The sequence below is a fragment of the Nitrincola alkalilacustris genome, assembly GCF_008973755.1.
GTDB lineage: Bacteria > Pseudomonadota > Gammaproteobacteria > Pseudomonadales > Balneatricaceae > Nitrincola > Nitrincola alkalilacustris.
On sequence record NZ_WBOM01000004.1, the window covers coordinates 348444 to 373326 of the forward strand.

The window sequence follows — 24883 nt, forward strand, 5'->3', positions numbered from 1 at the left end:
GAAGTTCAGGCAGAGATTAAGATAGAAGTTTTAGGAAAGGTAGAGACTCAGGCCTGACGATCAATCAGCGCCCCGGGTGGGTAGAGTTTATTGGCAACACCGGTTTCCACCAGCCGATTATTCAGTGAGCGTAAGGCTTCCCGGATCTCGGCCAGCCTGGCGGCAAAGGCTTGCAGCTCTTCGGCGGTAGCCTGCCTGCGCTGGCGCATCCGTTCTGCGTTGTCGGCTCGACCGGTATTGATCTGTTCCAGATTATCCAACACCGCTGCACGCCGCTCAATCAACTCCTGATAGCTGGCTGCCGGACCCAGACGACTCTCGTCGCCCTCCTGTTGTTCCTGATTACGTGAGGCCTCTGACTCCTCCGCCTCCTGCTCTCTCTCTTCTGCTTCACGACGCTGAATTTCGGCTCTGGCTTCCATTGCCATACTTCTGGCACTTGCCGCCACTCGCAGGTCCTGTGGTGAGGGATCAACCGGTGCCAGGGCTGCGCGTAACACTATCTCGGCTTTTTCCAGTGTTGCCTCCGGATCATCCGGCACTGCCGAGGTATCGATACTGACTTCGCCTCCTACAGCATATAGCTGACCATCCGGCCCTCTCTCAAACTCATAGCGCACCATTCCGGCATAGGAGCCAGCAGCCGCCTTGTGTGCCATTTCATGCTGACGCACCTCACGATCGCGCTGCGCCAACTCTTCCGTGACACGGCGCTCCTCACGCTCACGCTCACTTTCCTCAGTATTGAGTTCAGACGAAGCAGTGCCGGGATTAACTCGCTGCAAGGGTGTCAGCAATTCTGTGGGGGATGTTTCAAGGGATGAGTCAGATGATGAGAGGATGGCCGCAGCACTACCGCTGGCGCCGGGTACAGGCCCGGCACCAGAGTCAACAGCCCTTGCAGGGGCTGGCCTCTGGTAGTCAGATGGTAGATATGACGAGAAGCCACTGATGTTCATACAACAGTACACCCGTTTTGGCGTACTGTCGGGGTTCTATACTCCCCGACAGGTCAATCATCCAGAAGCCCTGTCAGGCTCTGGTATCAATCAGGTTTCCGAGCACCTCTTCGGCATCATTGACCACCTGAGTGGAAGCACCTGCAGTTGTCGGATCAACTGCTGCCTCTCTGACAGCCGTAGCGGCGTCGAGCCCTGAACGGGTTTCACTCTCTTCCGGCCGACCGGTTCCTTGAATATCACCGGCACCTCTCTGGGTATTATCCAGGCCACGGTTGACATTCAGCAGCCCACTTGACTGTGCTGCCACACCATTAATATTCATATATCACCTGCTGTCGCTTGGTCCGTCTTTGGTCTGACACTCTGTCAGCCCATGCTTGTGACACTATAGCATATACGACAAAATTGAGCATATTTTGTTCAATGACGATCACTATTCAGCAACAGTGAAAGATCCAGATATTCCGCCAGAGTTTCACAGGTAGGCTGTTCCAGCCAGGGAAGACTACCCAGCAACGGTGCCCGCAGCCGCTCCTTCAAGGTCTGCAGGTTTTCGTCATGACAAGCCATATTGGGATCTATCTGATTTGCTACCCATCCCACCAGCTGCAACCCATCACGAGCGATCGCTTCAGCCGTCAACAATGCATGGTTGATACAGCCCAGCTTCATACCCACCACCAGAATGACAGGCAGCTCCATCAACTGAGGTACACGCGCCAGGGTTTCTCGTGCATTCAGAGGCACACGCCAGCCACCGGCTCCCTCGATAACAACCAGATCGGCACGCTGCATCAAGGCACCACGACAATAGGCCACAATACGCTCAGCACTCAGGCGCTGCTCTCCGGCTGCGATATGTGGAGCCACCGCTGCCTGCAGGGCTATCGGGTTCACCTGATCGTAACTCAACCAGACACTTGCAGCCTGTTGCAGTTTCAAAGCATCATCATTTCGCAGGCCATCAGGTGTTTCTTCGCACCCGGCGGCAAGCGGTTTCAGCCCCAGCGTCTGCAGGCCCAGACGATTGGCCGCAGTCAGCAGTGCGGTGCTGACCACTGTCTTGCCTACCTCAGTATCCGTACCCGCCACAAACCAGATATGCTTCAACTCATGACTCCTTGACCAATTCGATGTAATGGATCTCGTAGGTTGCCGGCAGACAACCAGTTGCCTTCCTGAAAGATTCGTACCTTTTGTGCAAACGATCAAGCACCGCACGCCCACCCAGACCCTTGCGCTGCCGGGGGTTGATGTTGTGCGCGCCCAGCGCTTTAAGCTCCTGCATCAGCGATAGAAGTGAATCAAACTCAAGGACACGCGTCTCCACCTCTGTACGGCACACTGTAAAAGCAGAGGCATGCGCAAGCAACTGCTCCAGAGCGATGAACTCATTGACATGCGGGTCCTGATCAACCCCGGCCCAGGCATAGCGCAGCTCATGCAGTGTTGCAGGGCCCAGCGTACTGAGCAGGACTGATCCGCCCGGCTTGAGTACTCGCCACAGTTCACTGAACAGCTCCTGCGGTTGCTGACACCACTGTATGGCAAGGCTGCTCCAGATAAGATCCAGCACCCGGCCCGCCAATGGCAGTTGCTCAGCATCGGCACAGATAGGCAGCACTCCGGCAAGACCTCGCTGCTGCCGGGCCTGTTGCAGCATTCCTTCAGCCAGATCCAGACTCAGCAGCTGAGCGCCGGGGTATTGAGCGCACAAGGCCGGCTGGGAGTAACCGGTTCCGCTGCCGAGATCCAGCACTCGCTGCGCTGCTGCCGAAGGCAGCCAGGATGCAAGTCGATCCGCCACATCACGCTGCAGCCCTGCAACACTGTCGTAACTGGCGGCAGCACGACTGAAGGAGTTCGCCACCTGTCGTTTGTCGCGCAGCTGTTTGTCCCCCTGCTTTTTTTCTCCCTGCACTGCCGCCGTCAGCGCCGCACTCAAATTGAGATCTGCCGAGCCCATGTCATCACCTGTTGTGTAAAAGCTTCGGGTCGCGTCAGGAAAGGGGCATGAGCAGCACCTTCCTGAATCAGAATCTGTGCATCAGGGCGCAGCCTGCTCAGTTGATCTGCCAGAGCCACTGGCACCAGCAGGTCATGCTGTCCCAGCATATACAGGCTAGGCACCTGCAGTGTTTTCAAGGCCTCACGCATATCCAGCCGCAGCAGGCCCAACAAGCATGCCAGAGTGTTCGAATCGGCTGTAGACAGCGCCGTCATCAGCTGTATCACCTCCCGACGCTGATTCTCTGACCCCTGTGCCTGAAGCAGCACAAAACGTTTCAGTGTCTTGTGTGCATCCGCTGCAAGTGCGTCCTCAAACTGAACAAAGAGCGCTTCATCCAGCGCATCCGACCAGTCTTCACGCAGAATGAAACAGGGATTACTGGCCACACCAACCAGCCCCGCAACACGATGCGGGGCAGCCTGTGCCACAGCAAGTGCGAGTTGACCACCCAGTGACCACCCCAACCAGATAGCCCTCTCTGGCGCCACCGCCAAGAGGCGGTCGACGAGTTGAGGGAGTAGTTGACCGGGGTCACCCTGCTCTTGTGACAATTCCAGTGGCAGGTTGATCAGCGTCAGTCGAAACGACCGACTCAGCCACGACAACACGGGTTCCCATACCAGAGAGGAGCTGCCCCAGCCATGCAGCAGCACCAGTTCAGGACCTGCATCGCCCAGGGTTTCAACCTGAGCTTCAACCTGAGTTTCAACCTGCAACATGATCAGTGACCTCCTGTCCGGTTGTGTACTGCTTTGTAGTTTCAGGCTCTGTACTTTCCTGCTCTATAGTTGCCTGCAACATATGGCTGAGATCTGCCAGGGCATTCAGCAATCGGTCTACCTGATCTTCTGAATGTGCGGCACTCAGCGTGACACGCAGCCGAGCACTGCCAGCCGGCACAGTCGGCGGCCGGATGGCACTGATATAGATCCCCTGAGCTTCCAGCGCCCGACTGATCGCCACCGCCTTGCCCGCATCGCCGATCAGCAGCGGCTGTATCGGGCTCTGAGACGCCATCAAGCGATAGCCCAACTGACTGCAGCCCTGTCGGAACCGACTGATCAGCGCATTCAGATGCTCACGCCGCCAGCTTTCGTGTTGCAACAGGCGCAGACTAGTCCGCGTTGCCTCGGCCACCGCCGGCGGCATGCTGGTGGTGTAGATATAGCTGCGTGCATACTGGATCAGCGTGTCGATCAACAGATCGGAGCCTGCCACAAACGCACCGGCAGTACCAAAGGCTTTCCCCAGCGTGCCGACCAGTACCTGCAGTTCATTCTGTCCCAGATCGAAATGCTCAGCACAGCCGCCGCCAGTTGGACCCAGACAACCAAAGCCATGGGCATCATCCACCATCAGCCAGGCGTCCTGCTCACGTGCCACACCAGCCAGGGCGGGCAGATCCGCCACATCCCCATCCATGCTGAACACACCATCCGTCACAATCAGGCGATTATCCGCCTCCACTCTTTTCATGCGCTGCTGCAGGCTGGCGATATCATTATGCTGATAGCGCATGAAACGGGCACCGGAAAGCAAACCGCCATCCAGCAGAGAGGCATGGTTCAGGCGATCCTGAAGCACCACATCGTTACGTCCCAGCAGAGCGGTAATCACACCAAGATTAGCCATATAACCGGTCGAGAAGAGCAGGACCCGGTCACGCCCGGTGAACTCAGCCAGCTCCTCCTCCAGGGCATGATGCGCAGCCGTATGGCCATTGACCAGATGTGAAGCGCCACCACCGACACCATAGTGCGAAGCCGCCTTCTGCAGAGCGCTGATCAATTCAGGATGAGCCGCCAGCCCCAGATAGTCATTGGAGCAGAATGCCAGACAGCTCCGACCATCGATCATCACTTCTGGCCGCTGAGCGCTTTGCAATATGCGGCGCTGACGATACAGGTCGGCACTGACACGCTCATCCAGACGTGTCTGCAGTGCTTCAAATGCCATCAGCAGCTCGCATCATAAAAGCGCTGCTGATCCTGCTGCTCTGAAAGGGCATGCAGTATCGCCTGTTCGCGGGAGCTGTCCGACAGATCCTCGCGCACCTCGGGATGAATTCCCAGCTTGGCAAACAGGGCGCGATCAGCATCTGCCTGAGGATTTTCGGTGGTGAGCAGTTTTTCACCGTAGAAAATGGAGTTGGCACCGGCCAGAAAACACAGTGCCTGCATCTGCTCGTTCATCTCGGTACGTCCTGCCGACAGACGCACATGTGAGGCTGGCATCAGAATGCGGGCCACTGCGATAGTGCGCACAAACTCAAAGGCTTCCAGCTCATCGACATCAGCCAGAGGTGTCCCCTCGACTCTGACCAGCATATTGATCGGTACCGATTCAGGATGATCCGACAGATTGGCCAGCATCATCAGCAGGCCGATACGGTCACGCTGGCTCTCGCCCATCCCGAGAATGCCACCACAGCAGACTTTCATTCCGGCATCGCGCACATGCTGCAGGGTATCCAGACGCTCCTGATAGCTGCGAGTCGTGATGATGCTGTCATAAAACTCAGGGGAAGTGTCCAGGTTGTGGTTGTAGTAATCCAGCCCGGCATCCGCCAGATCCTGTGCCTGCTCAGGCTGCAAGGTCCCCAGTGTCATGCAGGCCTCCAACCCCAGCGCCTTGACCCCTTTGATCATCTCGATGACATAGGGCATATCCTTGGCGCGGGGCTGCTTCCAGGCAGCGCCCATGCAGAAGCGGCTGGCCCCCTTGGCTTTTGCAGCTTCGGCCTCTTCCAACACCTCCCTGACCTTCATCAGGCGCTCCACCTCAAGACCGGTGTTGTAATGAGCGCTCTGCGGGCAGTATTTACAATCCTCAGGACAGGCACCGGTCTTGATAGACAGCAGTGTGCTGACCTGCACGGCATTGGGATCAAAAAAGGCCCTGTGCACCGATTGCGCTCTGAACAGCAGATCATTGAAAGGCAGCTGGAAAAGTGCCAGAACCTCGTCGACAGTCCAGTCATGACGAATGGCGGAATCGGCTTGCATAGTCAGATGTTCCTCTGCAGGATGATAGGGGGCCATTGGATGGCCAATGGTGACACATATTAACCGGACAGATGGAGCTGTCAACCCATGTTTAAAATCAAGGTCTACAATAGATTATTTATTAACCAACCATGTCGTTTATGCGCCTCCCCCCTTGCCCTGCCCAACGGCCTCTGTGAAGCTTGTCATGCCGACCTGCCCTGGTTGCTCAATGCCTGCAAGCGCTGCGGACTGCCCTTGCCCTTCACAAATGATTCGCCGTGCCGGCACTGTGATGACTATCCTTCTGCCATTGACCGAACGCTGGTCCCCTTCCACTATCAATTCCCGCTCAACCGCCTGATCCCCGATATCAAGTATCATAAAAAACCTGCTGCACTGGGCTGGATGAGTCATGTGATGGCTCAGTATCTGGAAAGTATCTGCACAGATATGCCTGAACTGCTAATTCCTGTACCGATGCATCGACTGAATGAGGCCAGACGGGGTTTCAATCAGTCTTCGCTGCTGGCTTATCAACTGTCACGCCATCTGCAGATCCCCTGTGATCATCGCCTGCTGAGCAAGACTCGCCTCACACCCAGACAGATGACACTCAGCGCCGAACAAAGGCGCCATAATCTGAAGCAGGCCTTTGCCATCCACCGCGAACCACCTGAACATGTCGCGCTGATTGATGATGTCATGACCACCGGCAGCACGGCAGATGAACTGGCTCAACTGCTGAAGGAAAGAGGTGCAGCAAAGGTTGATCTGTTGGTAATGGCAAGAACGCCATCACCAGAAGATGGAGAACTGACTGAGAACCAGCCGAAGGCTAACTGAGAATAAATCTGGAGTTATCCTGGACTATTGCCAGATCAGCAGATTAGTACCTATAGTAGAGGACGAACAAGCGATGGATGAATAGATGACACTGGAGCTGTTAAGCCAACTGTTTGGCGGCATAGGTCTGTTTCTGCTGGGCATGCAGTTGATGACCAATGGTCTGAAACAGGCAGCGGGCCAAAGCCTGCGGCGAACGCTCGAGTTTGCCACCCGTTCACGCCTGCGCGGCCTTTTTTCCGGCACGCTGATCACAGCACTGGTGCAGTCCTCCAGTGCGGTGACGGTCGCCACTATCGGTTTCGTCAACGCCGGCCTGCTCACACTGGGCCAGGCCATCGCAGTGATCTATGGCTGCAACGTCGGTACCACGATGGTAGGCTGGATCGTCGCTCTGATCGGCTTTCAGTTCAAGATCAGCGCCTTTGCACTGCCGATGATTGGCGCCGGCATGATACTGCAGTTACTGGCCGGACAGAAACGGGCCGGGCATCTGGGGCTGGCGCTGGTGGGCTTCGGTATCTTTTTCATCGGGCTGGATTTCATGCGCAATGGCTTTGATGGCATGAGCGAGCATATCCCGCTGTCTCAGCTCGGCACCGGCCCTATGGCACTTGCGCTGTTTGTGCTGGCCGGATTTGTCATGACCTTTCTGATGCAGGCCTCTGCCGCCGTGATGGCGATTGCACTGTCACTGGTGCATACAGGTAGCATCCCCCTGTCGGCAGCGGCGGCCATTGTTATCGGCTCCAATATTGGCACCACCACTACCGCCATTCTGGCTGCGCTCGGGGCCACAGCCAATGCCCGGCGAATTTCAGCTGCGCATGTCGTTTTCAATCTTCTGACCGGCGCGGTTGGATTGCTCCTGCTGATGCTGCTCGCAGGATTTCTGGACTCACTGAACCCGCACCTGTTCAATCTGGTGATTCTACTGGCGCTCTTCCATACCCTCTTCAACCTGATGGGAGTTGCCATCATGTGGCCATTGACCTCCGCACTGGAGCGTTTCCTGCTGCGCCGTTTCCGCAGCCAGGATGAGGATGAGGCACGCCCACATTATATTGATAACACCATCGTCCATACCCCTTCATTGGCAGTTGAAGCGGTCTGCCTGGAGCTCGCCAGAGTCAGTCAGCTGTGCAGTCGTGTTGCGCATGAGGCACTCAATGCCGGACAAGACGCACCGGAAAGAGTCATCAGACAAGCCGCAACCATTCACAGGCTGATCAGCGAAATAGGTGACTTCAACCAAGAGCTGGGCAGGCAGAACCTGAATGCCGAGATCAACGAACTGCTTCCCATGTCGATGCGCGTGGCCCGCTACTTCGATGAAGCCGCGCGACTGGCCACTCGTATGCTTGACTACTATCCGGCTTTCAGTCAGCTGGAAAACACCCTGATTCGTCAGGCTGTGTATGAGTTTCAAAAGAAGGTCTCGGAGCTGATAGATCTGTGTGAAATCCGTCAGGACAGGCTGATACAGGGCAATGAAGCCCATCAGCATATCCAGCAACTGGAAAAAGAGTATCAAAACCTCAAGGCGCAGCTGCTGGAGGCGTCTGTTTCAGGTAAGCTAACGGCTGCAGAGAGCATTGCGCTGATGGATGGCCTGAGTCATATGCACAGGATGGCAGAGCAGCTTGAAAAAGGCGCTCGCCACTGGAGCTATGCGCTACCGATAGAGCATCGCGCACCCCTTCATGCGCCTGCAGTGACACCACCTTCAGCCTGATCCGACCCATTACGAGACAAGCATGACACCCTACTCACTCAGCCCTATCGGCATCGTGCGCAGCCCTTTCAAGGAAAAGTTCGGCATCCCACGCCAGCCGGGACTCGCCACATCAATACCGGCGCGCATTGAGCTGCTACCACCCTATGATGTGCCGGAAGCCTTCAGAGGACTGGATGAGTGCAGCCATATCTGGGTGATTTTCATCTTCAGCGCCACAGCATCACAGGGCTGGAAAGCGATGGTCAGACCTCCGAGATTGGGTGGAAACAGGCGACTGGGTGTATTTGCAACACGATCCACCTTTCGCCCCAACCCGATCGGGCTCTCGGTGGTCAGATTTGAAGGCATCCGACAGGACAGCAACGGTCTGTGGCTTGAAGTGTCAGGTGCTGACCTGATGGATGGCACCCCGGTGCTGGATATCAAACCCTATCTGCCCTATGCCGACAGCATCAGCGATGCCACCTTTACACTGGCACCCGAAGCGGAGCAGTTGAACCTGCCGGTCGAATTCAGTGACGAAGCCCAGCAACAGTGCGCCTATTTCAGCCAAACCCTGGGCCAGTCGCTGCAGCAGCAGATCAGCGAAGTACTGCGCTGCGACCCCAGACCCGCCTACAAGCGCACGGAAGAGGAGCGCATCTATGGCATCACGCTGCATAACCTCAATATCCGTTGGCAGATCAGCCTGAGCAGTATAATCGTGCTCAGCATAGCCCCTGAACCAGATGCTGTACTCTGAGCGAGAATCGGTTTTTTGCTATACTGCCCGCCGAAAAGCTGTGCGCCATCGCAACTCCTGACACTTATACAGGCCGTTAGAGCACACCACATCACCAGATAACAACACGGGACACCTGCATGCCCTTGATCAGCGCCGAACAATCCGCCTTTGATAAGCAACATATCTGGCACCCCTACTCCTCCATGATCAACCCGCCCCCTGTATACCCGGTGGTATCAGCATCCGGGGTCAGAATCACACTGTCGGATGGGCGCGAATTGATCGATGGTATGGCTTCGTGGTGGTCGGTAATTCATGGTTACAATCACCCGCGACTGAATCGGGCAGCACATGAGCAGATCGATCGCATGTCTCATGTCATGTTCGGTGGCCTGACGCATGAGCCTGCCATTGAGCTGGCCCGACAATTGGTCGATATGACACCTGCGGGACTGGACAGGGTATTCTTTGCCGACTCTGGTTCCGTGTCGGTCGAGGTGGCCATGAAGATGGCGATCCAATACTGGCAGTCGCGCCAGCGGCCCGGCAAATATCGCATGATCAGTCTGCGTAACGGCTATCATGGTGACACCTTCGGCGCCATGTCGGTCTGTGATCCGGTCACCGGGATGCATGAGCTGTTCAGCGGCGTATTGCAGCAACAGTATTTTGCGCCACGCCCGGAAACCCGCTTCGCGGCAGAGTGGAATCCTGATGATATCGCGCCTCTGGCCCAACTTATGGAGACGCACAGCGATGAGATCGCGGCCCTGATTCTGGAGCCCGTGGTACAGGGTGCGGGTGGCATGCACTTTTACTCGCCCGAGTATCTGAAGCAAGCACGCGAGCTATGTAACCGTCATGAGATACTGCTTATCGCCGATGAGATAGCCACCGGCTTCGGCCGCAGCGGTGAGCTTTTTGCCTGTAACCATGCCGGGATCAGCCCGGATATCCTCTGCCTGGGCAAGGCACTGACGGGGGGCTATATGACACTTGCCGCTACACTGGCCAGTGACGAGATCGCTCAGACCATCTCCCGCGGTGGCGCCGGGTGCTTTATGCACGGCCCCACCTTCATGGCCAACCCGCTGGCCTGTGCCGTTGCCTGCGAGAGTCTGACACTGCTGCAGGAGCAGGACTGGGCCGGTAATATAAGGCGTATAGAATCAGGCCTGAAGCAAGGACTCACTCCCGCTGCTGCCCTGCCTAATGTTGCGGAAGTGCGCTGCCTGGGTGCGATCGGGGTGATTGAACTGCATCAGAGTGTAACCCTGTCTGAGGTGCAACCGCTGTTTGTCGAGCAGGGTATCTGGGTACGCCCCTTCGGCAAGCTGGTCTATGTGATGCCACCCTATATCATGAGTGATGAAGATCTTGGCACCCTGTGCCAGGGCATGCTGAATGTTGTACAGCAGATAGGTTAAGCTGACTGACGACCAGCCATCTGATAAACATTTAACGACCATATTTAACGAACGGTGAGACACGAACAACCATGCCACGCATCAAGATCGATATGCCCGATAACTACCTGTTCAGCACCGAGATACCGGTACGGATCAGTGACATCAATTATGGCGGACACCTGAGCAACGATGCCGTGCTTTCGATCATCCACGAAGCCCGCATCCGCTTTCTGAACCAGTACCACTATTCTGAAATGGATGTGGAGGGGCTGGGCATCATCATGACGGACTCAGCGATTGTCTATAAGGCTGAGGGGTTTCATGGTGATCAGATCCAGATAGATGTCACGGTCGGCGATTTCAATAAATACGGCTGTGATTTTTTCTATCTGCTGAGCAATAAAAAAACGGCTGTCGAAATCGCTCACGCCAAGACCGGCATTGTGTTTTTCGACTATCAGGAGCGTAAGGTTGTGCACATCCCTGATCAGTTCAGGGATGCGATGATGAAGGTGACTAAATAACGCTTAACCGGCTATAAGTACTATCATAAGTACAGCCGATCACTACTCGTCATCATAGTCATAGTGCCCATGAGCGAGGTTTTCGAAGCGCGTATATTTACCGATGAACGCCAGGCGTGACGTACCGATAGGTCCGTTACGCTGCTTCCCGATAATGATCTCGGCCACTCCCTTGAACTCACTATCCTCGTTGTACACCTCATCACGATAGATAAACATGATCACGTCGGCATCCTGCTCGATCGCGCCTGATTCACGCAAATCCGAGTTCACCGGGCGCTTGTTGGGACGGTTCTCAAGACTACGGTTAAGCTGCGACAGGGCAATCACGGGGCAGCCCATCTCTTTTGCCAGCGCTTTCAGGGAGCGTGATATCTCGGATATCTCAGCGGTACGCCCTTCGCTCTTACCGGTTTTCAGTTGCATCAACTGCAGATAGTCGACCATGATCATGGCCAGGTCACCATGCTCACGCACGATACGCCTGGCTCTGGCACGCATCTCGTTCGGGCTGATACCGGCCGTATCATCGATATAGAGCGGCTTGCCCTTGAGGGCATTCACGGCATTGGTCAACTTCGGCCAGTCTTCTTCTTCCAGCTGGCCACTACGCATCTTGGTCAAACCTATCTTACCCAGCGAGGCCAGCATACGGGTCAGCAGCTGATCGGCTGGCATCTCGAGACTGAACACCAGCACCGGCCTCTCGGTCGCCATCAGTGCATTCTCGACCAGGTTCATCGCGAAGGTGGTTTTACCCATGGAGGGGCGGGCAGCGACAATGATCAGATCCGAAGGCTGCAGACCACCCGTGCGCTCATCCAGATCATCAAAGCCGGTGGTGACACCGGTCAGGGCATCGGAGTTATTGAACAGAAAGTCGATGCGCTCGACCGCGCGCTTGAGCAACTCGGTGACCGACTCAGGCCCGCCCTGATTGGGCCGCCCTTCGGCAATCTGGAAGATTTTCTGCTCGGCTTCGTTGAGTATCTCATCCGATGCCCGCCCTTCGGGGCGAAAGGCACTGCTGGCGATCTCATTCGCGACATCGATCATCTGCCTCAGCAGCGCACGATCGCGCACGATCTCGGAGTAGGCACGGATATTGGAAACGCTGGGGGTATTACGCGCAAGGGAAACCAGATACTCAAGACCACCGGCGCGCTCCAGATCACCGGTGCGATCCAGCTCTTCAGACAGGGTCACGACATCGAGTGGGCGCGACTCATCCACAAGTTTCTGCATCACACGGAAGATCATGCGATGTTCAGGACGGTAGAACTGTGCCTCGAAAACGATCTCGGACACCGTATCCCAGGCATTATTATCCAGCATCAGGCCGCCCAGTACGGACTGCTCCGCCTCCAGTGAAAAAGGAGGTGCCTTTATCTCTGCCAGTTCATCCTGGTCGCGCTCTGAAAACTCCATGAATACTGCCTGATGTCTCGTTAAGTCAGCGCAGTATTCTAACACTGTCTGAGCCGATATCTACAGGAGCAATACAACAGGCATCGCTGGCAATTGCTCCTGCATTGCCAGCATACTGCACATCCCTTTGCATAAAAAAAAACACCGCCTGCAGAACAGACGGTGTTTCCAGTCAAACTAAGAGTCTAGGCTGATTACTCAGCAGCAACGATCAGTTTGATTGAAGTGGTCACTTCAGCGTGCAGCTGCAGGCTGACAGTGTACTCGCCGACGTGGCGGATAGTACCTTCTGGCAGACGAACTTCGCTCTTGTTGACTTCGATACCGGACTGAGTGATCGCATCAGCGATATCACGAGTACCGATAGAGCCAAACAGCTTGCCTTCGTCGCCAGCTTTGGTGACAACAGACAGTTCCATCTCTTTCAGCTGATCAGCACGCGCCTGAGCAGCAGCCAGACGATCGTTGGAAGCTTTTTCCAGCTCCGCACGACGCTCTTCAAACTTAACAACGTTTTCTGCAGTGGCAGATACTGCTTTACCCTGCGGCAGCAGATAGTTACGGCTGAAACCTGCTTTGACTGACACTTTGTCACCCAGTTTGCCAAGCTTGCCGATATTTTCGAGCAGAATAACTTCCATCTCGTAAACCTCTTGTTTCTGCAATCTAATGTGCAGTTTTAATTCTTGGCCGGTATGCGTGAACGCAGATCGATCAATGAGTCGATCGCCACGCTGATCACCAGCAACGTAAGTACATAGGGACCGAACAGCGCCAGCGACACATAAAAACCTGTCAGCCAGCCTTTAGCCAGTTCTCTTTTGGCAACTATGCCATGTATCAGTGCCATGCCTGCCACTATCAGGGGCAACATCAGCAACGGCATCCAGCGCACCATCTCTGCTCCGATATTAGGAAGCAGAACAACGGCTGTCACCAGCACCAGGGTAAAGACAGGTTTCAGACGTATACTCCGAAACTCCTGCCCAAACCCGCCGGGGTTGAACAGGCAAGCCTGCCACCAGCGCGCCAGTGCAAGTGATGCCAGCATCACCGCTGCATGGAATGCAGTCACTGCTCCAATGATCAGCACTTTCAGATCGTAGGATGCCAGCGCCTGCAATTGTGGCACCGCACCCGACTCCTGCTGACTGACCAGTTCGAGCACCTGATCCAGCATGGATCCCAGCCCCAGCTCAAGGCCAAAACTTGCCACAATCCCGACCGGTATCACACCGATCAACACCTGAACCCAGGACATGCTGCGTCGTAACAGAGCAGCCAGCACATAGCTACCCGCTATCACGATCACCGCTGTCGGATCCCCTGCCAATGCCCAGGCACCAGCAGGCAGCAAAGCCCATAACAGTAGTTGAGACCCGTCCGTCACACCGCGACGCAGCGTAACAAGACAAACCGCAGCTGCACTTATCCAGTACAGAAACGGCAGCATGGCAGCCACGACAGCCACCAAAACCGCCTGACTGCGACCCTTCATGATCAATTCAGCGAGGGTACGCACGACGGTAGATCCTTATTTATTCATGACCATCTGTATAAGGCAGCAGCGCAAGGTAACGAGCGCGCTTGATAGCTGTTGCCAGCTGACGCTGATAACGAGCTTTAGTACCTGTAATACGGCTTGGTACGATTTTACCAGTTTCGGTAACGTAAGCTTTCAGGATTTCGAGATCTTTGTAATCGATCTGATCAACACCTTCAGCGGTGAAACGGCAAAACTTGCGACGACGGAAAAAACGAGCCATGTGAACTCTCCTCAGACTTCAGAATTAATCTTCAACAGTTTCAGATTCAGAATCCTGCTCGTCTTCGGCAGATTCATCTTCTCTCTGCTGACGCTCAGGGCGGTCTTCACGACGTGGCTTACGCTCTTCGCGAGATTCTGCAGCTTTGATAGGAGAGGCTTCAGTGATCGCTTCTTTACAACGAAGAACCATGCTACGCAGCACTGCATCGTTGTAACGGAAAAGATTTTCCAGCTCATCCAGGACTTCCTGGGTGCACTCAACGTTCATCAGAACATAGTGTGCCTTGTGAGCATTGTTGATCGGGTAAGCCAGCTGACGACGACCCCAGTCTTCAAGACGGTGGATCTTGCCTTCGGCACCTTCGATCAGGCCGGTATAACGTTCGAGCATGGCCGGAACCTGCTCGCTCTGGTTCGGATGAACCAGAAATACGATTTCATAATGACGCATTGGAGCTCCTTACGGGTTTGCAGCCCCTGATCCGGACGATAAAAAAGCATCTGATCAGAAGCAAGGAGTTGATGGATGTAAAACGACGCAGCATTATAGGTGATTTACCTGCAGTGCACAAACAGATTTGACAAGTCTGTAAAACATGTCATGTAGACAGAGTTATCACCTTGAGTCGGAATTCGCTACAATTGGGTTCTAAGGGGCAGCATTCATTAGCAACAACCCCAACCCAACTATCCGAGACAGGAAGCTGAGTACCGACATGAGCATCACAATCAAGACCCCGGAAGAGATCAGTAAGATGAGAGTGGCCGGCCGCCTGGCAGCCGAGGTTCTCGAGATGATTGAGCCACACGTTCTACCCGGCGTCACGACCGACGAGCTCAATCAGATCTGTCATGATTATATCGTCAATGAACAGCAGGCGATTCCTGCACCTCTCAACTACCACGGCTTTCCAAAGTCGATCTGCACCTCTGTCAATCAGGTGGTCTGTCACGGCATCCCCAATGACAAGAAACTGAAAAGCGGCGATATCATCAATATCGACATTACCGTCATCAAGGACGGCTACCACGGTGATACCAGCAAGATGTTCTACATCGGCGATGTTGCACCACACGCTACCCGCCTGTGTGAAATCACTCAGGAGTGCCTGTATAAAGGCATCGAACTGGTTCGACCCGGTGCGCACCTTGGCGATATCGGCGAAGTGATTCAGCGCCATGCCGAGGCCAACCACTACACAGTTGTGCGTGAGTACTGCGGACACGGCATAGGCGCCAAGTTCCATGAGGACCCACAGGTCTTGCATTATGGTAAAGCAGGCACAGGTGAAGTGCTGCGTGAAGGGATGATTTTCACCATTGAGCCGATGATCAATGCCGGCAAGCGCCACGTAAAACTGTCCAAGCGTGATGGCTGGACAGTAGAGACAGCCGACCGACGACTCTCGGCACAATGGGAGCACACGATTCTGGTGACCGCTGATGGCTATGAAGTCCTCACGCGCCGCAAGGAAGAGCCGTTCTGACCTGAAAAGCCGATCCCTCACCAGCAGCACCCACAAGCTGATCCCAAACAAAGGGGCAATATCTGATCATGGGTAGTACGCACACTTTACTGACCGCTGTTCCTGAGTATCTGGACCCCGCTCAACTCAGGCAACAACTGAGTGATTGCAACAATCCTCTTACCGTGTTCAAGAAGGCGTTATCCAATGCCAATGAACTGATGGATGAAGACTTTCGCCAGGGTGCCGATATTCGCAAACTGATCTATGGCCGCGCCTGGGTGATTGATCAGATACTCAATGCAGCCTGGCAACTGTTCGACTGGCCCGACCTGAGCAAGCTGGCGCTGGTGGCTGTGGGCGGCTATGGGCGTGGCGAACTGCATCCGCAATCAGACATTGATATCCTGCTGCTGACCGATGATACGCTGGAGGCAGAAACTTTCGCCGACGCCATCAGTCGCTTTTTTGCCCTGCTGTGGGATATGAAACTGGATATCGGCTCCAGTGTGCGTTCGGTCGAAGAGTGTTACAGCGAAGCGCGCAATGATGTCACCATCGCCACCACGCTGATCGAATCCAGAACCCTGATCGGCAACCCTGATCTGCAGGCACAGATGTATGCTCGCGTCATCTCTGACGAAGCCTGGACCGACAAGGAGTTTTTCAAGGCAAAACTGAATGAGCAGACCGAGCGGCATGAAAAAACCAACAACACCGAATATAACCTTGAGCCCAACCTGAAGAACTGCCCTGGCGGCCTGCGCGATATTCAGACGGTCGGCTGGGTAGCCAAGCGACACTTCGGTGCCACCTATATCCGTGATCTGGTGGACCATGGTTTCCTGACCGAGTACGAGCTGGATATCGTCAACAAGGGTGAGCTGTACCTCTGGACCGTCCGCTACGCATTGCATATGACCTGCAAACGCCGTGAGGACCGCCTGCTGTTTGATCATCAGCGTGTGCTGGCAGCCTACTTCGGTTATAAGGATCAGGACAGCGCCCTGGCCGTCGAGCAGTTCATGAGCAAGTACTACCGCATCGCGATGGCGATGTCGGAGTTCAACGACATGCTGCTGCAATACTTCGACGAGGTGATTCTCAGAGCCGATGAGGAGCAGCGCACCGAACCACTCAACAGCCGCTTCCGAATCCATAACGACTACCTGCAAGTCACTCATGACAAGGTGTTTGAGCACCATCCTTTTGCGCTGATGGAGCTTTTCGTTCTGCTCGCACAGAATCTCAGAATCAAGGGCGTGCGTGCTTCGACCATCCGTTTGATCCGCGAGCACCGCCATCTGATTGATGACGAGTTCCGTCACGATATCCGCAACACCTCCCTGTTCATGGAGCTGCTGAGATCCGAAGATGGCGTTTCAACTCAGCTCAAGCGGATGAATCGCTATGGCATCCTCGGTCGCTACCTGCCTGAGTTCGGTCGCATTGTCGGCCAGATGCAGCATGACCTGTTCCACATCTACACAGTGGATGCGCATACACTCAAGGTGATTCAGAAGATGCGCCAGTTCCGCCACGATGAGTACCGCGAACTGCTGCCGATTGCTCACCGCATCATCAACCAGCTACCCAAGATCGAACTGCTTTATATAGCCGGCCTGTACCATGATATCGCCAAGGGCCGTGGTGGCGATCATTCGGAACTGGGGGCCGAGGATGTCTTCGCCTTCTGCCGTCGCCACCATATCGGCAAGTGGGATACCCATCTGGTTGCCTGGCTGGTGCGCAACCATCTGAAAATGTCGATGACCGCTCAACGACGTGACATCTCGGACCCGGAAGTGATTCATAAGTTTGCCATGGAGGTGCGCGACATCATCCATCTGAACTACCTTTATGTGCTGACCGTGGCTGATATCAACGCCACCAACCACACTCTATGGAACAGCTGGCGCGCATCGCTGCTGCGACAGCTCTATACCGAAACCAAGCGCGCTCTGCGCCGCGGCCTGGAGAACCCGGTCAACAAGGAGGACCGCATCGAGCAGCTGCAGCATGAAGCGCTCAGCATTCTGATCCGACTGGGCATTGATGAACAGGATGTTCGCGCTTTCTGGAGCCTGCTCGGCGATGAATATTTCCTGCGTGAGGACGCCCGCAATATCGCCTGGCACACTCAGGCGATACTGGAGCATGCCGAACGCCCCCTGCCTCTGGTGCTGGTGCAGAAAACCTCCTATCGCCTCTACGAGGGTGCCACCGAGATTTTCATCTATGCCGAGGATCTGCCCAACCTCTTCCCGGCCACCGTTGCGGCGCTGGATCAGTTGCACCTGAGCGTACAGGATGCACGTATTATCGTGACCGACAATGGCCGCACGCTGAACACCTATACGGTACTGACGGAGGACAACCAGCCACTGTCCGAGAATCCCGACTATCTGGCCAGTATTCAGCGCCATCTGACTGATGAACTGGATGACCCGGATGATTTCCCCGAGATCATTCAGCGCCGCGTACCGCGTCAGCTCAAACTGTTCGCCATGCCGACTACCGTCAATATCAGCAATGATCCGAGCAGCCATCAGACAGTTCTGGAAGTGATCACACCCGACCGTCCGGGCCTGCTCGCGCGTCTGGGGCGTATCTTCGTACAGTTCGGATTATCAGTACGCAAGGCCAAAATCTCGAACATCGGCGAGCGCGTGGAAGACTTTTTCTTCATCACCGACGAAAATGATCAACCGATCAGCGACCCTGAGGTGTGTAAAAACCTTCAGGAAGCGATCTGCAAGAAGCTGGATGAGCATATTCAGGCTACGCAGTAGCCTGAATATGCTGAAGGAGTGGTGCAGAAGGAGTGGTGCTGAATATTGATCTGACCCTATGACAGGTGGTACTCAGTACTGATGCACCCAGGCACGCTGCACCTGATTGAGATCGACCTCCAGCACCGTGGCATAGGTATCATCCTGCACCGGATAGCTCTTGATCACTCGAGCACCACGCACTATGCCGGCAACCGATGCCTTGAACTGATCATTCTGCAGCACCATATCCTGCACCGACGTTGTGCCGAACAGATACTGCCCATTAATGATCGCCGCCAGCTCCTGATAGGCCTGAAGCTTGGAGGCGCGCATCGCCATGATGATCTTCTGCTGCTCTGTCCGGCCTGGCTGCAAGCTGATCGGCGCATAGCCTGTGGCACTGACCCAGTGTGGCTCGGCCGGGACCTCTATACGTGGCGGCGAGGAGCTGCCGGGCATCGCTTCCACCATTGAGGACACTGACTGCGAAACAGTCGAGCAACCGGTCAACAGCAATGCGCTCAACAGCAGCATACTGAGAATCTTTTTCTTCATATTCACTCTAATCCTGCCGGTCCCCGGCGATTTTCAATGATCATACCACGCTCAGTCGCCTGCAGCGGACTGAAGCCAGGCCAGTTACCTTCAAAGCGAGTATAGGGAATATGACTCTGAGCCGACGCGATCACCTGACGGGTGGTCGTATCCAGCACTCGTGCATTGACCACTACACCATCGGAATACTCGGCATAGGTACCGGTCAGCACAAAATAGATACGGTTGCGGCTGCGCAGCATGGAAAGATTATCATCACTGAGATCCGGTCGCCTTGTTGTCGTAAGACTGACGGCCCGGTAATCAACAAGATTGTAACCGAGATGCTCCATCTGAAAGATGAAGCTCTCGGCAAAACGCTCACCGAGAAGTCCTGGTTCACCACGCTGTTCCAGCTTGCTGAAGGGTAATACAGCCAATGGCAACCGCCGGACGCGATTTTCGTCCAGCCCCGAAGCCAACTGACCAGCCATCTGCTGAATCGCCTCACTGAGTGGATCATACCCCTGCCCCTGTTGATCAACCAACGCCAATGCCGCAGTGCGCCCGACACCAGGTGACGGTTGCCCGCCATTCATCGCCGCCAGCACCTGAGGACTCACACTCTGAATATGCACAGGCATGGGATCATCATGCGTAACGGTTCGACAGCCGCCGAGCAGGAGTGCTGACAGGGTCAAAAACAGCAGTAATGAACGATAACTCATCTGAGCCCTTTTCAAAGGATTGCTTTCAATACAGAATCTACCATAAATATACTCGCTGCACAGGCATTATCATTTGCACCTGCTGCACAAAATGCTTACTTTGATAGCAGTAAACACTGATAACCGGAGCCCTATGATCCATTCGCTGACTCGATTCGCTTTCATGCTGTTATTATTGATCCCAGCCGTTCAGGCCTCAGAGGTGATCGTAGAAGCGGAAGGCAGGGCCATCATACTCAACTCGGATCTGACCAGCGCACGCCGTGCCGCTATCAGTGACGCCTCACAGGCTGCCTCTTTGCAGGCCGCCGCCCGTATCGCCACCACACAGCAGATACGCGATGGTATTCTCGAGATCGACAATATGAGCATCTCGACGCTGGGCACGCTGAGCGATGTGGAAGTGGTCGATGAGTGGGTTCAGGGACAGTATCTGTTTGTGCGTATTCTGGCACGTGTGGCTGTTGAAACCGCCTGCCCTAATGGTAGTGCGTCATCGGCCTATCGCAAAAGTGCCGTGATTACCTCCTTCCCACTACTGTCGCCCTCCCAGGCCAGCAGCGGTGGCCTGCATCGTCTAGGACAGGATATCACCGACCATCTGGCAAGCCGATTTGCACAGCATAAAAGCCTGGAGATACACAATGCCAGCCACCTGAATATGCATCCAACTCCAGCCACCGCACCAACCCAGATGCTGGATGACGGAACACTAACAAGCCTGCTGCGCCATACCGAACAGATGAATGCTCAGTACATCGTATCCGGCGTGATACGTGATATCGCCCCTCACAATCCTCAAGGCCCGCGTGAAAGCAATATTCTGGTCGACCTCTACAACCAGTTGGATACCGCCAGCGCCCGCCACATGCGGAACTTTGTCATGGACCTGTTCATTCACGATGCCTTCAGTGGTGCGCTGATTCATCAGCAACAATACGCAACGGCTGGCCGCTGGCTGTTACGCGAACAGCGTGCCGATTTCAACTCCGCCGCTTTTCAACAGCAGGAGTATGGCCAGAAGGTCCGCTCGCTGCTGGATCAGGTGGGCAGGGATATTGAGGAACACCTGCGCTGCACCCCCTTTGCTGCACGCATCACCCGTACCGATCATGATCGCGTCTGGATCAATGCCGGACAGCTCAGTGGCTTGTCAGTCGGGGATCGTCTCAGTGTCTATCGCCGCTACACCCATTATGATGCCATGCACAACCCCTACAGCGAACTGCTGAACACACGCGTTACCCTGACACTCGACAGTGTGCAACCCACCTTTGCCAGCGGTGTCATCAACAGCACCGACAGCAGCGCCAACATTCAGCAGGACGATATCGTCAAAAGTCACTGATCAATATCATTTGACACCTGCCCGCAGCCCCCTTAGTCTGCCCGCTTAATTTCATCAATGTTTCATCAATCCGTCATAACACCCGTCAACACCCTATGGAGCCACACATGCAAGCAGAGCTGTTCAGCCAGCTGGAAACAAAAATTGAGTCCCTGATCGAAGAGGTCGAACTGCTTCGACTGGAGATCAGTGAACTGCGCGATATACGTAAAGTGCTGGAGAGCGACAAGGCTCAGACAGACGATCGCCTGAAAGGCCTGCTCAGCAAGTTTGATCGTCTTGAAGACAGTGCTGATCTCTGATCCCGCCCGACCAGACCTACCTGCCTGATGCCGAACCATAAAGGGTTCGGCAACTACCGGCCTGATCAGGCCGCGCAAATACTGGCCAGCACTTGGCTGAATAGATAAAATGGTTCACAATCCGTTAACTTTTCCGCATGACCAGTCCAAGGAGTCAACTCTTGTCACAACTTCCTGTCATTGTCGGCTTTGGAGGCATCAGCCCCGCCGGCAGAGCATCCTTTCATCACGGCTATCGCCGTCTTATTCTGGATCAGCTCGACAGCCGCAGCAGACAGGAAACCCTGACAGGGCTTGCCACACTGATGGCACGCGCCACTTCTGACAATGGCGAATATGTCACCCGCAGCGGTGAGCGCCTCAGTGCCGCTCAACTGGCTGAGCAACTGGCACCGGAACTCCTGTCCAATACCCTGATTCGGCGTATTCACCCCGACTGGTTCGATGTCAACAATGTGATGATGAACCGGCATGCAGTACTGCAGGGAGCAGACTCGGATCTGGTATTCAAAATCCGTAACCGTCACCTGCCAAACCATATACCCGGAAACTGGCAAGTCACCGAGAAGGGCCTCGGCCATTCAGAGGTGCGTGTCAGCGGCAGTTGTGAAATGATTCTGCCCGACAGCCGTATCGCTCCCGTACAAAGTGCAGGCATGCTGCCCACCGGCTTTGATCCCGGCACACTCTACCAGTCACGCAACCATCCCCGCGGCTTGCAGATGAGCGTCTATGCTGCCTCGGATGCCCTGCGCTCTGTCGGTATCGATTATGAACAGATAGCAGACCGTCTGTTGCCCGATCAGATCGCCGTGTTTGCCAGCAACTCCATCGGCCAGCTGGATGATGCCGGCTTTGGTGGCCTGACCAAATTCGCTGCGCTGGGCAAGCGCACTACCTCCAAGCAGATGCCTCTGGGATATGCCCAGATGCCAGCCGACTTCATCAACGCCTACCTGCTGGGTAACGTCGGCCTGACCGGCGGCGCCCTGGGCGCCTGCGCCACTTTCCTCTATAACCTGCGCAATGCTGTTGAGGAGATCCGCAGCGGACGCTGCAAATTTGCCCTTGTCGGCGGCAGTGATGCCCCTGTCACCCCAGAAATTATCGAAGGCTTTCGTGCCATGGGTGCGCTGGCAGAGGATAAAGACCTGATGGCGCTGGATCAGCTGGAGCAGCTGGCCGATGATGACTATCGCCGCGCCTGCCGCCCTTTCGGCAACAACTGCGGCTTCACCATCGGTGAGTCCAGCCAGTATCTGGTACTGATGGCGGATGATCTGGCTATAGAGCTGGGTGCGGATATTCACGCCTCCGTCGCTGATGTGTTCGTGCATGCCGATGGCCATAAAAAATCGATCTCGGCACCGGGCATCGGTAACTATATGACACTTTGCAAGACGGCATCACTGATCAGATCCATGCTGGGAGAGGAGTCACTGCAGCAACGCAGCTTTATCCAGGCACATGGCACCAGCACACCGCAGAACCGAGTCACCGAATCTCATGTGCTGAACGAAACCGCCAAGGCTTTCGGCATCAATAACTGGCATGTGTCTGCCGTGAAAGCCTATCTGGGTCATTCTCAGGGCTGTGCCGGTGGTGATCAGATCGCTGCATCACTGGGTGTCTGGCGCTATGGACATATCCCGGGTCTGATCACAACACCCGAGATAGCTGAAGATGTCCACAGCTCCAACCTGCACTTTCCGCTACAGCATGCTGAAGTCGGCGCAACAGGTATGGACAGCGTCCTGGTCAATGCCAAGGGCTTCGGCGGCAACAATGCAAGCGCAGCCATTATCTCACCGCAGATGACAGAGAAGCTGCTTGAACGCAGACATGGTCGTGAAAAAATGCTGGCATGGAACCGGCGCCGTGAAGAGACACGTGCTCAGGCAATGCAGTATGATGATGAGGCTACCAAAGGTCTGACGCGCCCTATCTATCTCTATGATCATCAGGTACTCAATGGCGAAGATCTGCAGATAGATGACCGTGAAATACGCCTGCCCGGCTATGCCAAGGCGATCCCGATTGCAATCGACAACCCTTACGACGATCTGACATGACATGTCGTTGGCGCCAAGGTGCCCGACAAACCCAGGGAGACAAGATGAAAAGGTTTATCACGCTATTTGCGTCAGTGTTGTTTCTGGCTGGCTGTGGCTCGATCAGTGTTCCGAAATCCAACATGGAGCGCGGCAGCTTCTACAGTATCGATTTGCAAAAACTGGTTGTATGTCATCATATCGAGACCACCTGCCTGTCATTCAGCCTGATGGCATCCTATCATCGCCCTCTGGATGGTATAGCTGCTGAGTATGGCCAGACCACAATCCCAGGCCCGAACATCCCTCTCAACCTTGCCCGCCTGATGATCAACCCACCCGATCAGCGCTACAGTTCAGAACAGCGAGGGGAAACAGGACGCTACTACCGCGTACCGATCAATGCCAGCACCAACAAGATCTGGGCAGGCCTGCGCGCAGCGGATGATAATCTGGCAATACGTTAAGCCTTGGTCAAAGCCGCAGAAGCGACTTCGCGGTCTGGCTGGTCACACAACTGATCAGATCCATTTCACATTGCCGCAGCTCTGCCATGAGCGCGGCAACCCTGGCCACCTGCGCCGGGAAATTAGGCTGCCCCCGAAAGCCCTCCAGCGGCATGTCAGGTGCGTCGGTTTCCAGTACCAGCCACTCCAGCGGCAGCTCACTGGCCAGTCTGCGCAACTTGGTCGCACGATCGTAAGTCATGGCACCACCAAAACCCAAGCGGAAACCCAACTCAGCATATTGCCGCGCCTGCTGCTGACTACCTGAAAAAGCATGCACTATTCCACCTCGCTTCAGCGGTATCCGACGCAACTGCTTCAGCACCTCATCATGCGCCTTGCGCACATGCAGCAGCACTGGAAGGTCATGCCGTTGCGCCAGCAGCAACTGTAGCCTGAAAAGATCAATCTGGCGCTCGGGCTGTGCATCCTGAATAAAGAAATCCAGCCCAATTTCACCCACAGCAACCACACCCGATGTGGCCTGCAGATACTGCTCAAGACTGTCAGTATCACACTCCTGATGCTGTGCCATAAAGCAGGGATGCAGTCCCAGGGCAGGCTTGATGAGATCTGGATATTCCCGACTCAACGACAGCACACGTTCGAAGTGCTCCACCGTCACGCCCGGCACGATAATCGTCTCGATACCCACTTCGCGGGCAGCCGCAATCGCCTGCTCACGCCAGGAGTCAAACTCGGGAAAATCTAGATGGCAATGGGTATCGATCAGTGACATGCAATCAGTATGGCACAGGCCTTAAAGCCTGCGCCATATCG

At 55.1% G+C, this 24883-nt stretch carries 26 protein-coding genes; 11 read left to right on the forward strand and 15 right to left on the reverse strand.

Going from position 1 to position 24883, the window contains the following annotated elements; all coding sequences use genetic code 11:
- Positions 1 to 47 precede the first annotated feature (47 nt).
- The 7 genes from F7R27_RS09560 to bioB form a co-directional block, all read right to left on the reverse strand.
- Positions 48 to 959 (reverse strand): putative metalloprotease CJM1_0395 family protein, encoded by a 912-nt coding sequence (locus tag F7R27_RS09560; protein ID WP_151704014.1) that lies wholly within the window; start codon positions 957 to 959, stop codon positions 48 to 50.
- Positions 960 to 1032: 73 nt separating this feature from the next.
- A complete protein-coding gene (locus F7R27_RS09565) occupies positions 1033 to 1284 on the reverse strand; it encodes a hypothetical protein (protein ID WP_151704015.1) in 252 nt (83 codons plus the stop codon).
- 98 nt (positions 1285 to 1382) lie between these two features.
- Positions 1383 to 2072 carry a dethiobiotin synthase gene (gene bioD, locus F7R27_RS09570; RefSeq protein WP_151704016.1) on the reverse strand — a complete coding sequence of 230 codons (690 nt, stop codon included), beginning with the start codon at positions 2070 to 2072 and terminating at the stop codon, positions 1383 to 1385.
- A gap of 1 nt (position 2073) precedes the next feature.
- Positions 2074 to 2928 (reverse strand): malonyl-ACP O-methyltransferase BioC, encoded by an 855-nt coding sequence (gene bioC / locus F7R27_RS09575; RefSeq protein WP_151704017.1) that lies wholly within the window; start codon positions 2926 to 2928, stop codon positions 2074 to 2076.
- Positions 2904 to 3692, reverse strand: a complete 789-nt coding sequence (locus tag F7R27_RS09580) for an alpha/beta fold hydrolase (RefSeq protein ID WP_151704018.1) — start codon at positions 3690 to 3692, stop codon at positions 2904 to 2906. Before F7R27_RS09580 ends, bioC begins: the two co-directional genes overlap by 25 nt.
- Positions 3679 to 4929 carry an 8-amino-7-oxononanoate synthase gene (gene bioF, locus F7R27_RS09585; protein WP_151704019.1) on the reverse strand — a complete coding sequence of 417 codons (1251 nt, stop codon included), beginning with the start codon at positions 4927 to 4929 and terminating at the stop codon, positions 3679 to 3681. Before bioF ends, F7R27_RS09580 begins: the two co-directional genes overlap by 14 nt.
- Positions 4929 to 5978 carry a biotin synthase BioB gene (gene bioB, locus F7R27_RS09590; RefSeq protein WP_151704020.1) on the reverse strand — a complete coding sequence of 350 codons (1050 nt, stop codon included), beginning with the start codon at positions 5976 to 5978 and terminating at the stop codon, positions 4929 to 4931. Before bioB ends, bioF begins: the two co-directional genes overlap by 1 nt.
- An 87-nt stretch (positions 5979 to 6065) precedes the next feature.
- Between bioB and F7R27_RS09595 the strand changes: the two genes are divergently transcribed.
- The 5 genes from F7R27_RS09595 (at position 6066) to F7R27_RS09615 (ending at position 11198) form a co-directional block, all read left to right on the forward strand.
- Complete coding sequence (locus tag F7R27_RS09595) at positions 6066 to 6803, forward strand: ComF family protein (protein WP_151704021.1); 738 nt, start codon at positions 6066 to 6068, stop codon at positions 6801 to 6803.
- Between the two features lie 85 nt (positions 6804 to 6888).
- Positions 6889 to 8538, forward strand: coding sequence for a Na/Pi cotransporter family protein (locus tag F7R27_RS09600; protein WP_151704022.1), 1650 nt, complete (start codon positions 6889 to 6891; stop codon positions 8536 to 8538).
- A 22-nt stretch (positions 8539 to 8560) separates the two neighbouring features.
- Complete coding sequence (gene tsaA, locus F7R27_RS09605; protein WP_151704023.1) at positions 8561 to 9283, forward strand: tRNA (N6-threonylcarbamoyladenosine(37)-N6)-methyltransferase TrmO; 723 nt, start codon at positions 8561 to 8563, stop codon at positions 9281 to 9283.
- A gap of 119 nt (positions 9284 to 9402) precedes the next feature.
- A complete protein-coding gene (bioA, locus tag F7R27_RS09610; protein WP_151704024.1) occupies positions 9403 to 10692 on the forward strand; it encodes an adenosylmethionine--8-amino-7-oxononanoate transaminase in 1290 nt (429 codons plus the stop codon).
- Positions 10693 to 10763: 71 nt separating this feature from the next.
- The gene (locus F7R27_RS09615; RefSeq protein WP_151704025.1) at positions 10764 to 11198 is read left to right on the forward strand and encodes an acyl-CoA thioesterase; all 435 of its coding nucleotides are present in this window, start codon (positions 10764 to 10766) and stop codon (positions 11196 to 11198) included.
- A 42-nt stretch (positions 11199 to 11240) separates the two neighbouring features.
- On the opposite strand, the gene dnaB is transcribed toward F7R27_RS09615, so the two are convergent.
- From dnaB to rpsF, 5 genes are all read right to left on the reverse strand, one after another.
- Positions 11241 to 12626, reverse strand: a complete 1386-nt coding sequence (dnaB, locus tag F7R27_RS09620) for a replicative DNA helicase (protein ID WP_151704026.1) — start codon at positions 12624 to 12626, stop codon at positions 11241 to 11243.
- A gap of 194 nt (positions 12627 to 12820) precedes the next feature.
- Entirely contained in the window at positions 12821 to 13267 is a 447-nt protein-coding gene (rplI, locus tag F7R27_RS09625) for a 50S ribosomal protein L9 (protein WP_151704027.1), read from the reverse strand.
- Between the two features lie 38 nt (positions 13268 to 13305).
- Positions 13306 to 14148: a hypothetical protein gene (locus F7R27_RS09630; protein ID WP_151704028.1), complete on the reverse strand. Its 843-nt coding sequence runs from the start codon at positions 14146 to 14148 to the stop codon at positions 13306 to 13308.
- 16 nt (positions 14149 to 14164) lie between these two features.
- Complete coding sequence (gene rpsR / locus F7R27_RS09635; RefSeq protein WP_151704029.1) at positions 14165 to 14392, reverse strand: 30S ribosomal protein S18; 228 nt, start codon at positions 14390 to 14392, stop codon at positions 14165 to 14167.
- Positions 14393 to 14416: 24 nt separating this feature from the next.
- Complete coding sequence (gene rpsF / locus F7R27_RS09640; RefSeq protein ID WP_151704030.1) at positions 14417 to 14845, reverse strand: 30S ribosomal protein S6; 429 nt, start codon at positions 14843 to 14845, stop codon at positions 14417 to 14419.
- Between the two features lie 265 nt (positions 14846 to 15110).
- On the opposite strand from rpsF, the gene map reads away from it, so the two are divergent.
- Together map and F7R27_RS09650 are read left to right on the forward strand one after the other, a co-directional pair.
- Positions 15111 to 15881 (forward strand): type I methionyl aminopeptidase, encoded by a 771-nt coding sequence (gene map / locus F7R27_RS09645; protein ID WP_151704031.1) that lies wholly within the window; start codon positions 15111 to 15113, stop codon positions 15879 to 15881.
- Positions 15882 to 15949: 68 nt separating this feature from the next.
- Positions 15950 to 18652 (forward strand): [protein-PII] uridylyltransferase, encoded by a 2703-nt coding sequence (locus F7R27_RS09650; RefSeq protein WP_151704032.1) that lies wholly within the window; start codon positions 15950 to 15952, stop codon positions 18650 to 18652.
- A 72-nt stretch (positions 18653 to 18724) separates the two neighbouring features.
- On the opposite strand, the gene F7R27_RS09655 is transcribed toward F7R27_RS09650, so the two are convergent.
- Together F7R27_RS09655 and F7R27_RS09660 are read right to left on the reverse strand one after the other, a co-directional pair.
- Positions 18725 to 19189 carry an LPP20 family lipoprotein gene (locus F7R27_RS09655; RefSeq protein ID WP_151704033.1) on the reverse strand — a complete coding sequence of 155 codons (465 nt, stop codon included), beginning with the start codon at positions 19187 to 19189 and terminating at the stop codon, positions 18725 to 18727.
- A gap of 2 nt (positions 19190 to 19191) precedes the next feature.
- Complete coding sequence (locus tag F7R27_RS09660; RefSeq protein WP_151704034.1) at positions 19192 to 19896, reverse strand: FlgO family outer membrane protein; 705 nt, start codon at positions 19894 to 19896, stop codon at positions 19192 to 19194.
- A 133-nt stretch (positions 19897 to 20029) separates the two neighbouring features.
- Between F7R27_RS09660 and F7R27_RS09665 the strand changes: the two genes are divergently transcribed.
- The 4 genes from F7R27_RS09665 (at position 20030) to F7R27_RS09680 (ending at position 24064) form a co-directional block, all read left to right on the forward strand.
- Positions 20030 to 21244: a flagellar assembly protein T N-terminal domain-containing protein gene (locus tag F7R27_RS09665; protein WP_168927470.1), complete on the forward strand. Its 1215-nt coding sequence runs from the start codon at positions 20030 to 20032 to the stop codon at positions 21242 to 21244.
- Between the two features lie 107 nt (positions 21245 to 21351).
- On the forward strand, positions 21352 to 21546 hold the full coding sequence (zapB, locus tag F7R27_RS09670) for a cell division protein ZapB (RefSeq protein WP_151704036.1): 195 nt from the start codon (positions 21352 to 21354) through the stop codon (positions 21544 to 21546).
- Between the two features lie 161 nt (positions 21547 to 21707).
- Positions 21708 to 23618, forward strand: coding sequence for a beta-ketoacyl synthase (locus tag F7R27_RS09675; protein WP_151704037.1), 1911 nt, complete (start codon positions 21708 to 21710; stop codon positions 23616 to 23618).
- Between the two features lie 44 nt (positions 23619 to 23662).
- Positions 23663 to 24064: a putative periplasmic lipoprotein gene (locus F7R27_RS09680; protein WP_151704038.1), complete on the forward strand. Its 402-nt coding sequence runs from the start codon at positions 23663 to 23665 to the stop codon at positions 24062 to 24064.
- A 7-nt stretch (positions 24065 to 24071) separates the two neighbouring features.
- Here the strand turns inward: F7R27_RS09680 and F7R27_RS09685 are convergent, their stop codons facing one another.
- Entirely contained in the window at positions 24072 to 24842 is a 771-nt protein-coding gene (locus F7R27_RS09685) for a TatD family hydrolase (RefSeq protein WP_151704039.1), read from the reverse strand.
- Between the last annotated feature and the right edge of the window lie 41 nt (positions 24843 to 24883).

Coding starts and splice junctions, on each gene's coding strand:
- F7R27_RS09560 (WP_151704014.1), bottom strand. CDS start 959: ATGAACATCAGTGGCTTCTCGTCATATCTACCATCTGACTACCAGAGG.
- F7R27_RS09660 (WP_151704034.1), bottom strand. CDS start 19,896: ATGAGTTATCGTTCATTACTGCTGTTTTTGACCCTGTCAGCACTCCTG.
- F7R27_RS09615 (WP_151704025.1), top strand. CDS start 10,764: ATGCCACGCATCAAGATCGATATGCCCGATAACTACCTGTTCAGCACC.
- tsaA (WP_151704023.1), top strand. CDS start 8,561: ATGACACCCTACTCACTCAGCCCTATCGGCATCGTGCGCAGCCCTTTC.
- bioA (WP_151704024.1), top strand. CDS start 9,403: ATGCCCTTGATCAGCGCCGAACAATCCGCCTTTGATAAGCAACATATC.
- F7R27_RS09595 (WP_151704021.1), top strand. CDS start 6,066: ATGTTTAAAATCAAGGTCTACAATAGATTATTTATTAACCAACCATGT.
- F7R27_RS09655 (WP_151704033.1), bottom strand. CDS start 19,189: ATGAAGAAAAAGATTCTCAGTATGCTGCTGTTGAGCGCATTGCTGTTG.
- F7R27_RS09580 (WP_151704018.1), bottom strand. CDS start 3,692: ATGTTGCAGGTTGAAACTCAGGTTGAAGCTCAGGTTGAAACCCTGGGC.
- F7R27_RS09650 (WP_151704032.1), top strand. CDS start 15,950: ATGGGTAGTACGCACACTTTACTGACCGCTGTTCCTGAGTATCTGGAC.
- bioB (WP_151704020.1), bottom strand. CDS start 5,978: ATGCAAGCCGATTCCGCCATTCGTCATGACTGGACTGTCGACGAGGTT.
- dnaB (WP_151704026.1), bottom strand. CDS start 12,626: ATGGAGTTTTCAGAGCGCGACCAGGATGAACTGGCAGAGATAAAGGCA.
- F7R27_RS09600 (WP_151704022.1), top strand. CDS start 6,889: ATGACACTGGAGCTGTTAAGCCAACTGTTTGGCGGCATAGGTCTGTTT.
- bioC (WP_151704017.1), bottom strand. CDS start 2,928: ATGGGCTCGGCAGATCTCAATTTGAGTGCGGCGCTGACGGCGGCAGTG.
- bioF (WP_151704019.1), bottom strand. CDS start 4,929: ATGGCATTTGAAGCACTGCAGACACGTCTGGATGAGCGTGTCAGTGCC.
- zapB (WP_151704036.1), top strand. CDS start 21,352: ATGCAAGCAGAGCTGTTCAGCCAGCTGGAAACAAAAATTGAGTCCCTG.
- rpsF (WP_151704030.1), bottom strand. CDS start 14,845: ATGCGTCATTATGAAATCGTATTTCTGGTTCATCCGAACCAGAGCGAG.
- F7R27_RS09680 (WP_151704038.1), top strand. CDS start 23,663: ATGAAAAGGTTTATCACGCTATTTGCGTCAGTGTTGTTTCTGGCTGGC.
- F7R27_RS09685 (WP_151704039.1), bottom strand. CDS start 24,842: ATGTCACTGATCGATACCCATTGCCATCTAGATTTTCCCGAGTTTGAC.
- rpsR (WP_151704029.1), bottom strand. CDS start 14,392: ATGGCTCGTTTTTTCCGTCGTCGCAAGTTTTGCCGTTTCACCGCTGAA.
- rplI (WP_151704027.1), bottom strand. CDS start 13,267: ATGGAAGTTATTCTGCTCGAAAATATCGGCAAGCTTGGCAAACTGGGT.
- F7R27_RS09565 (WP_151704015.1), bottom strand. CDS start 1,284: ATGAATATTAATGGTGTGGCAGCACAGTCAAGTGGGCTGCTGAATGTC.
- map (WP_151704031.1), top strand. CDS start 15,111: ATGAGCATCACAATCAAGACCCCGGAAGAGATCAGTAAGATGAGAGTG.
- F7R27_RS09665 (WP_168927470.1), top strand. CDS start 20,030: ATGATCCATTCGCTGACTCGATTCGCTTTCATGCTGTTATTATTGATC.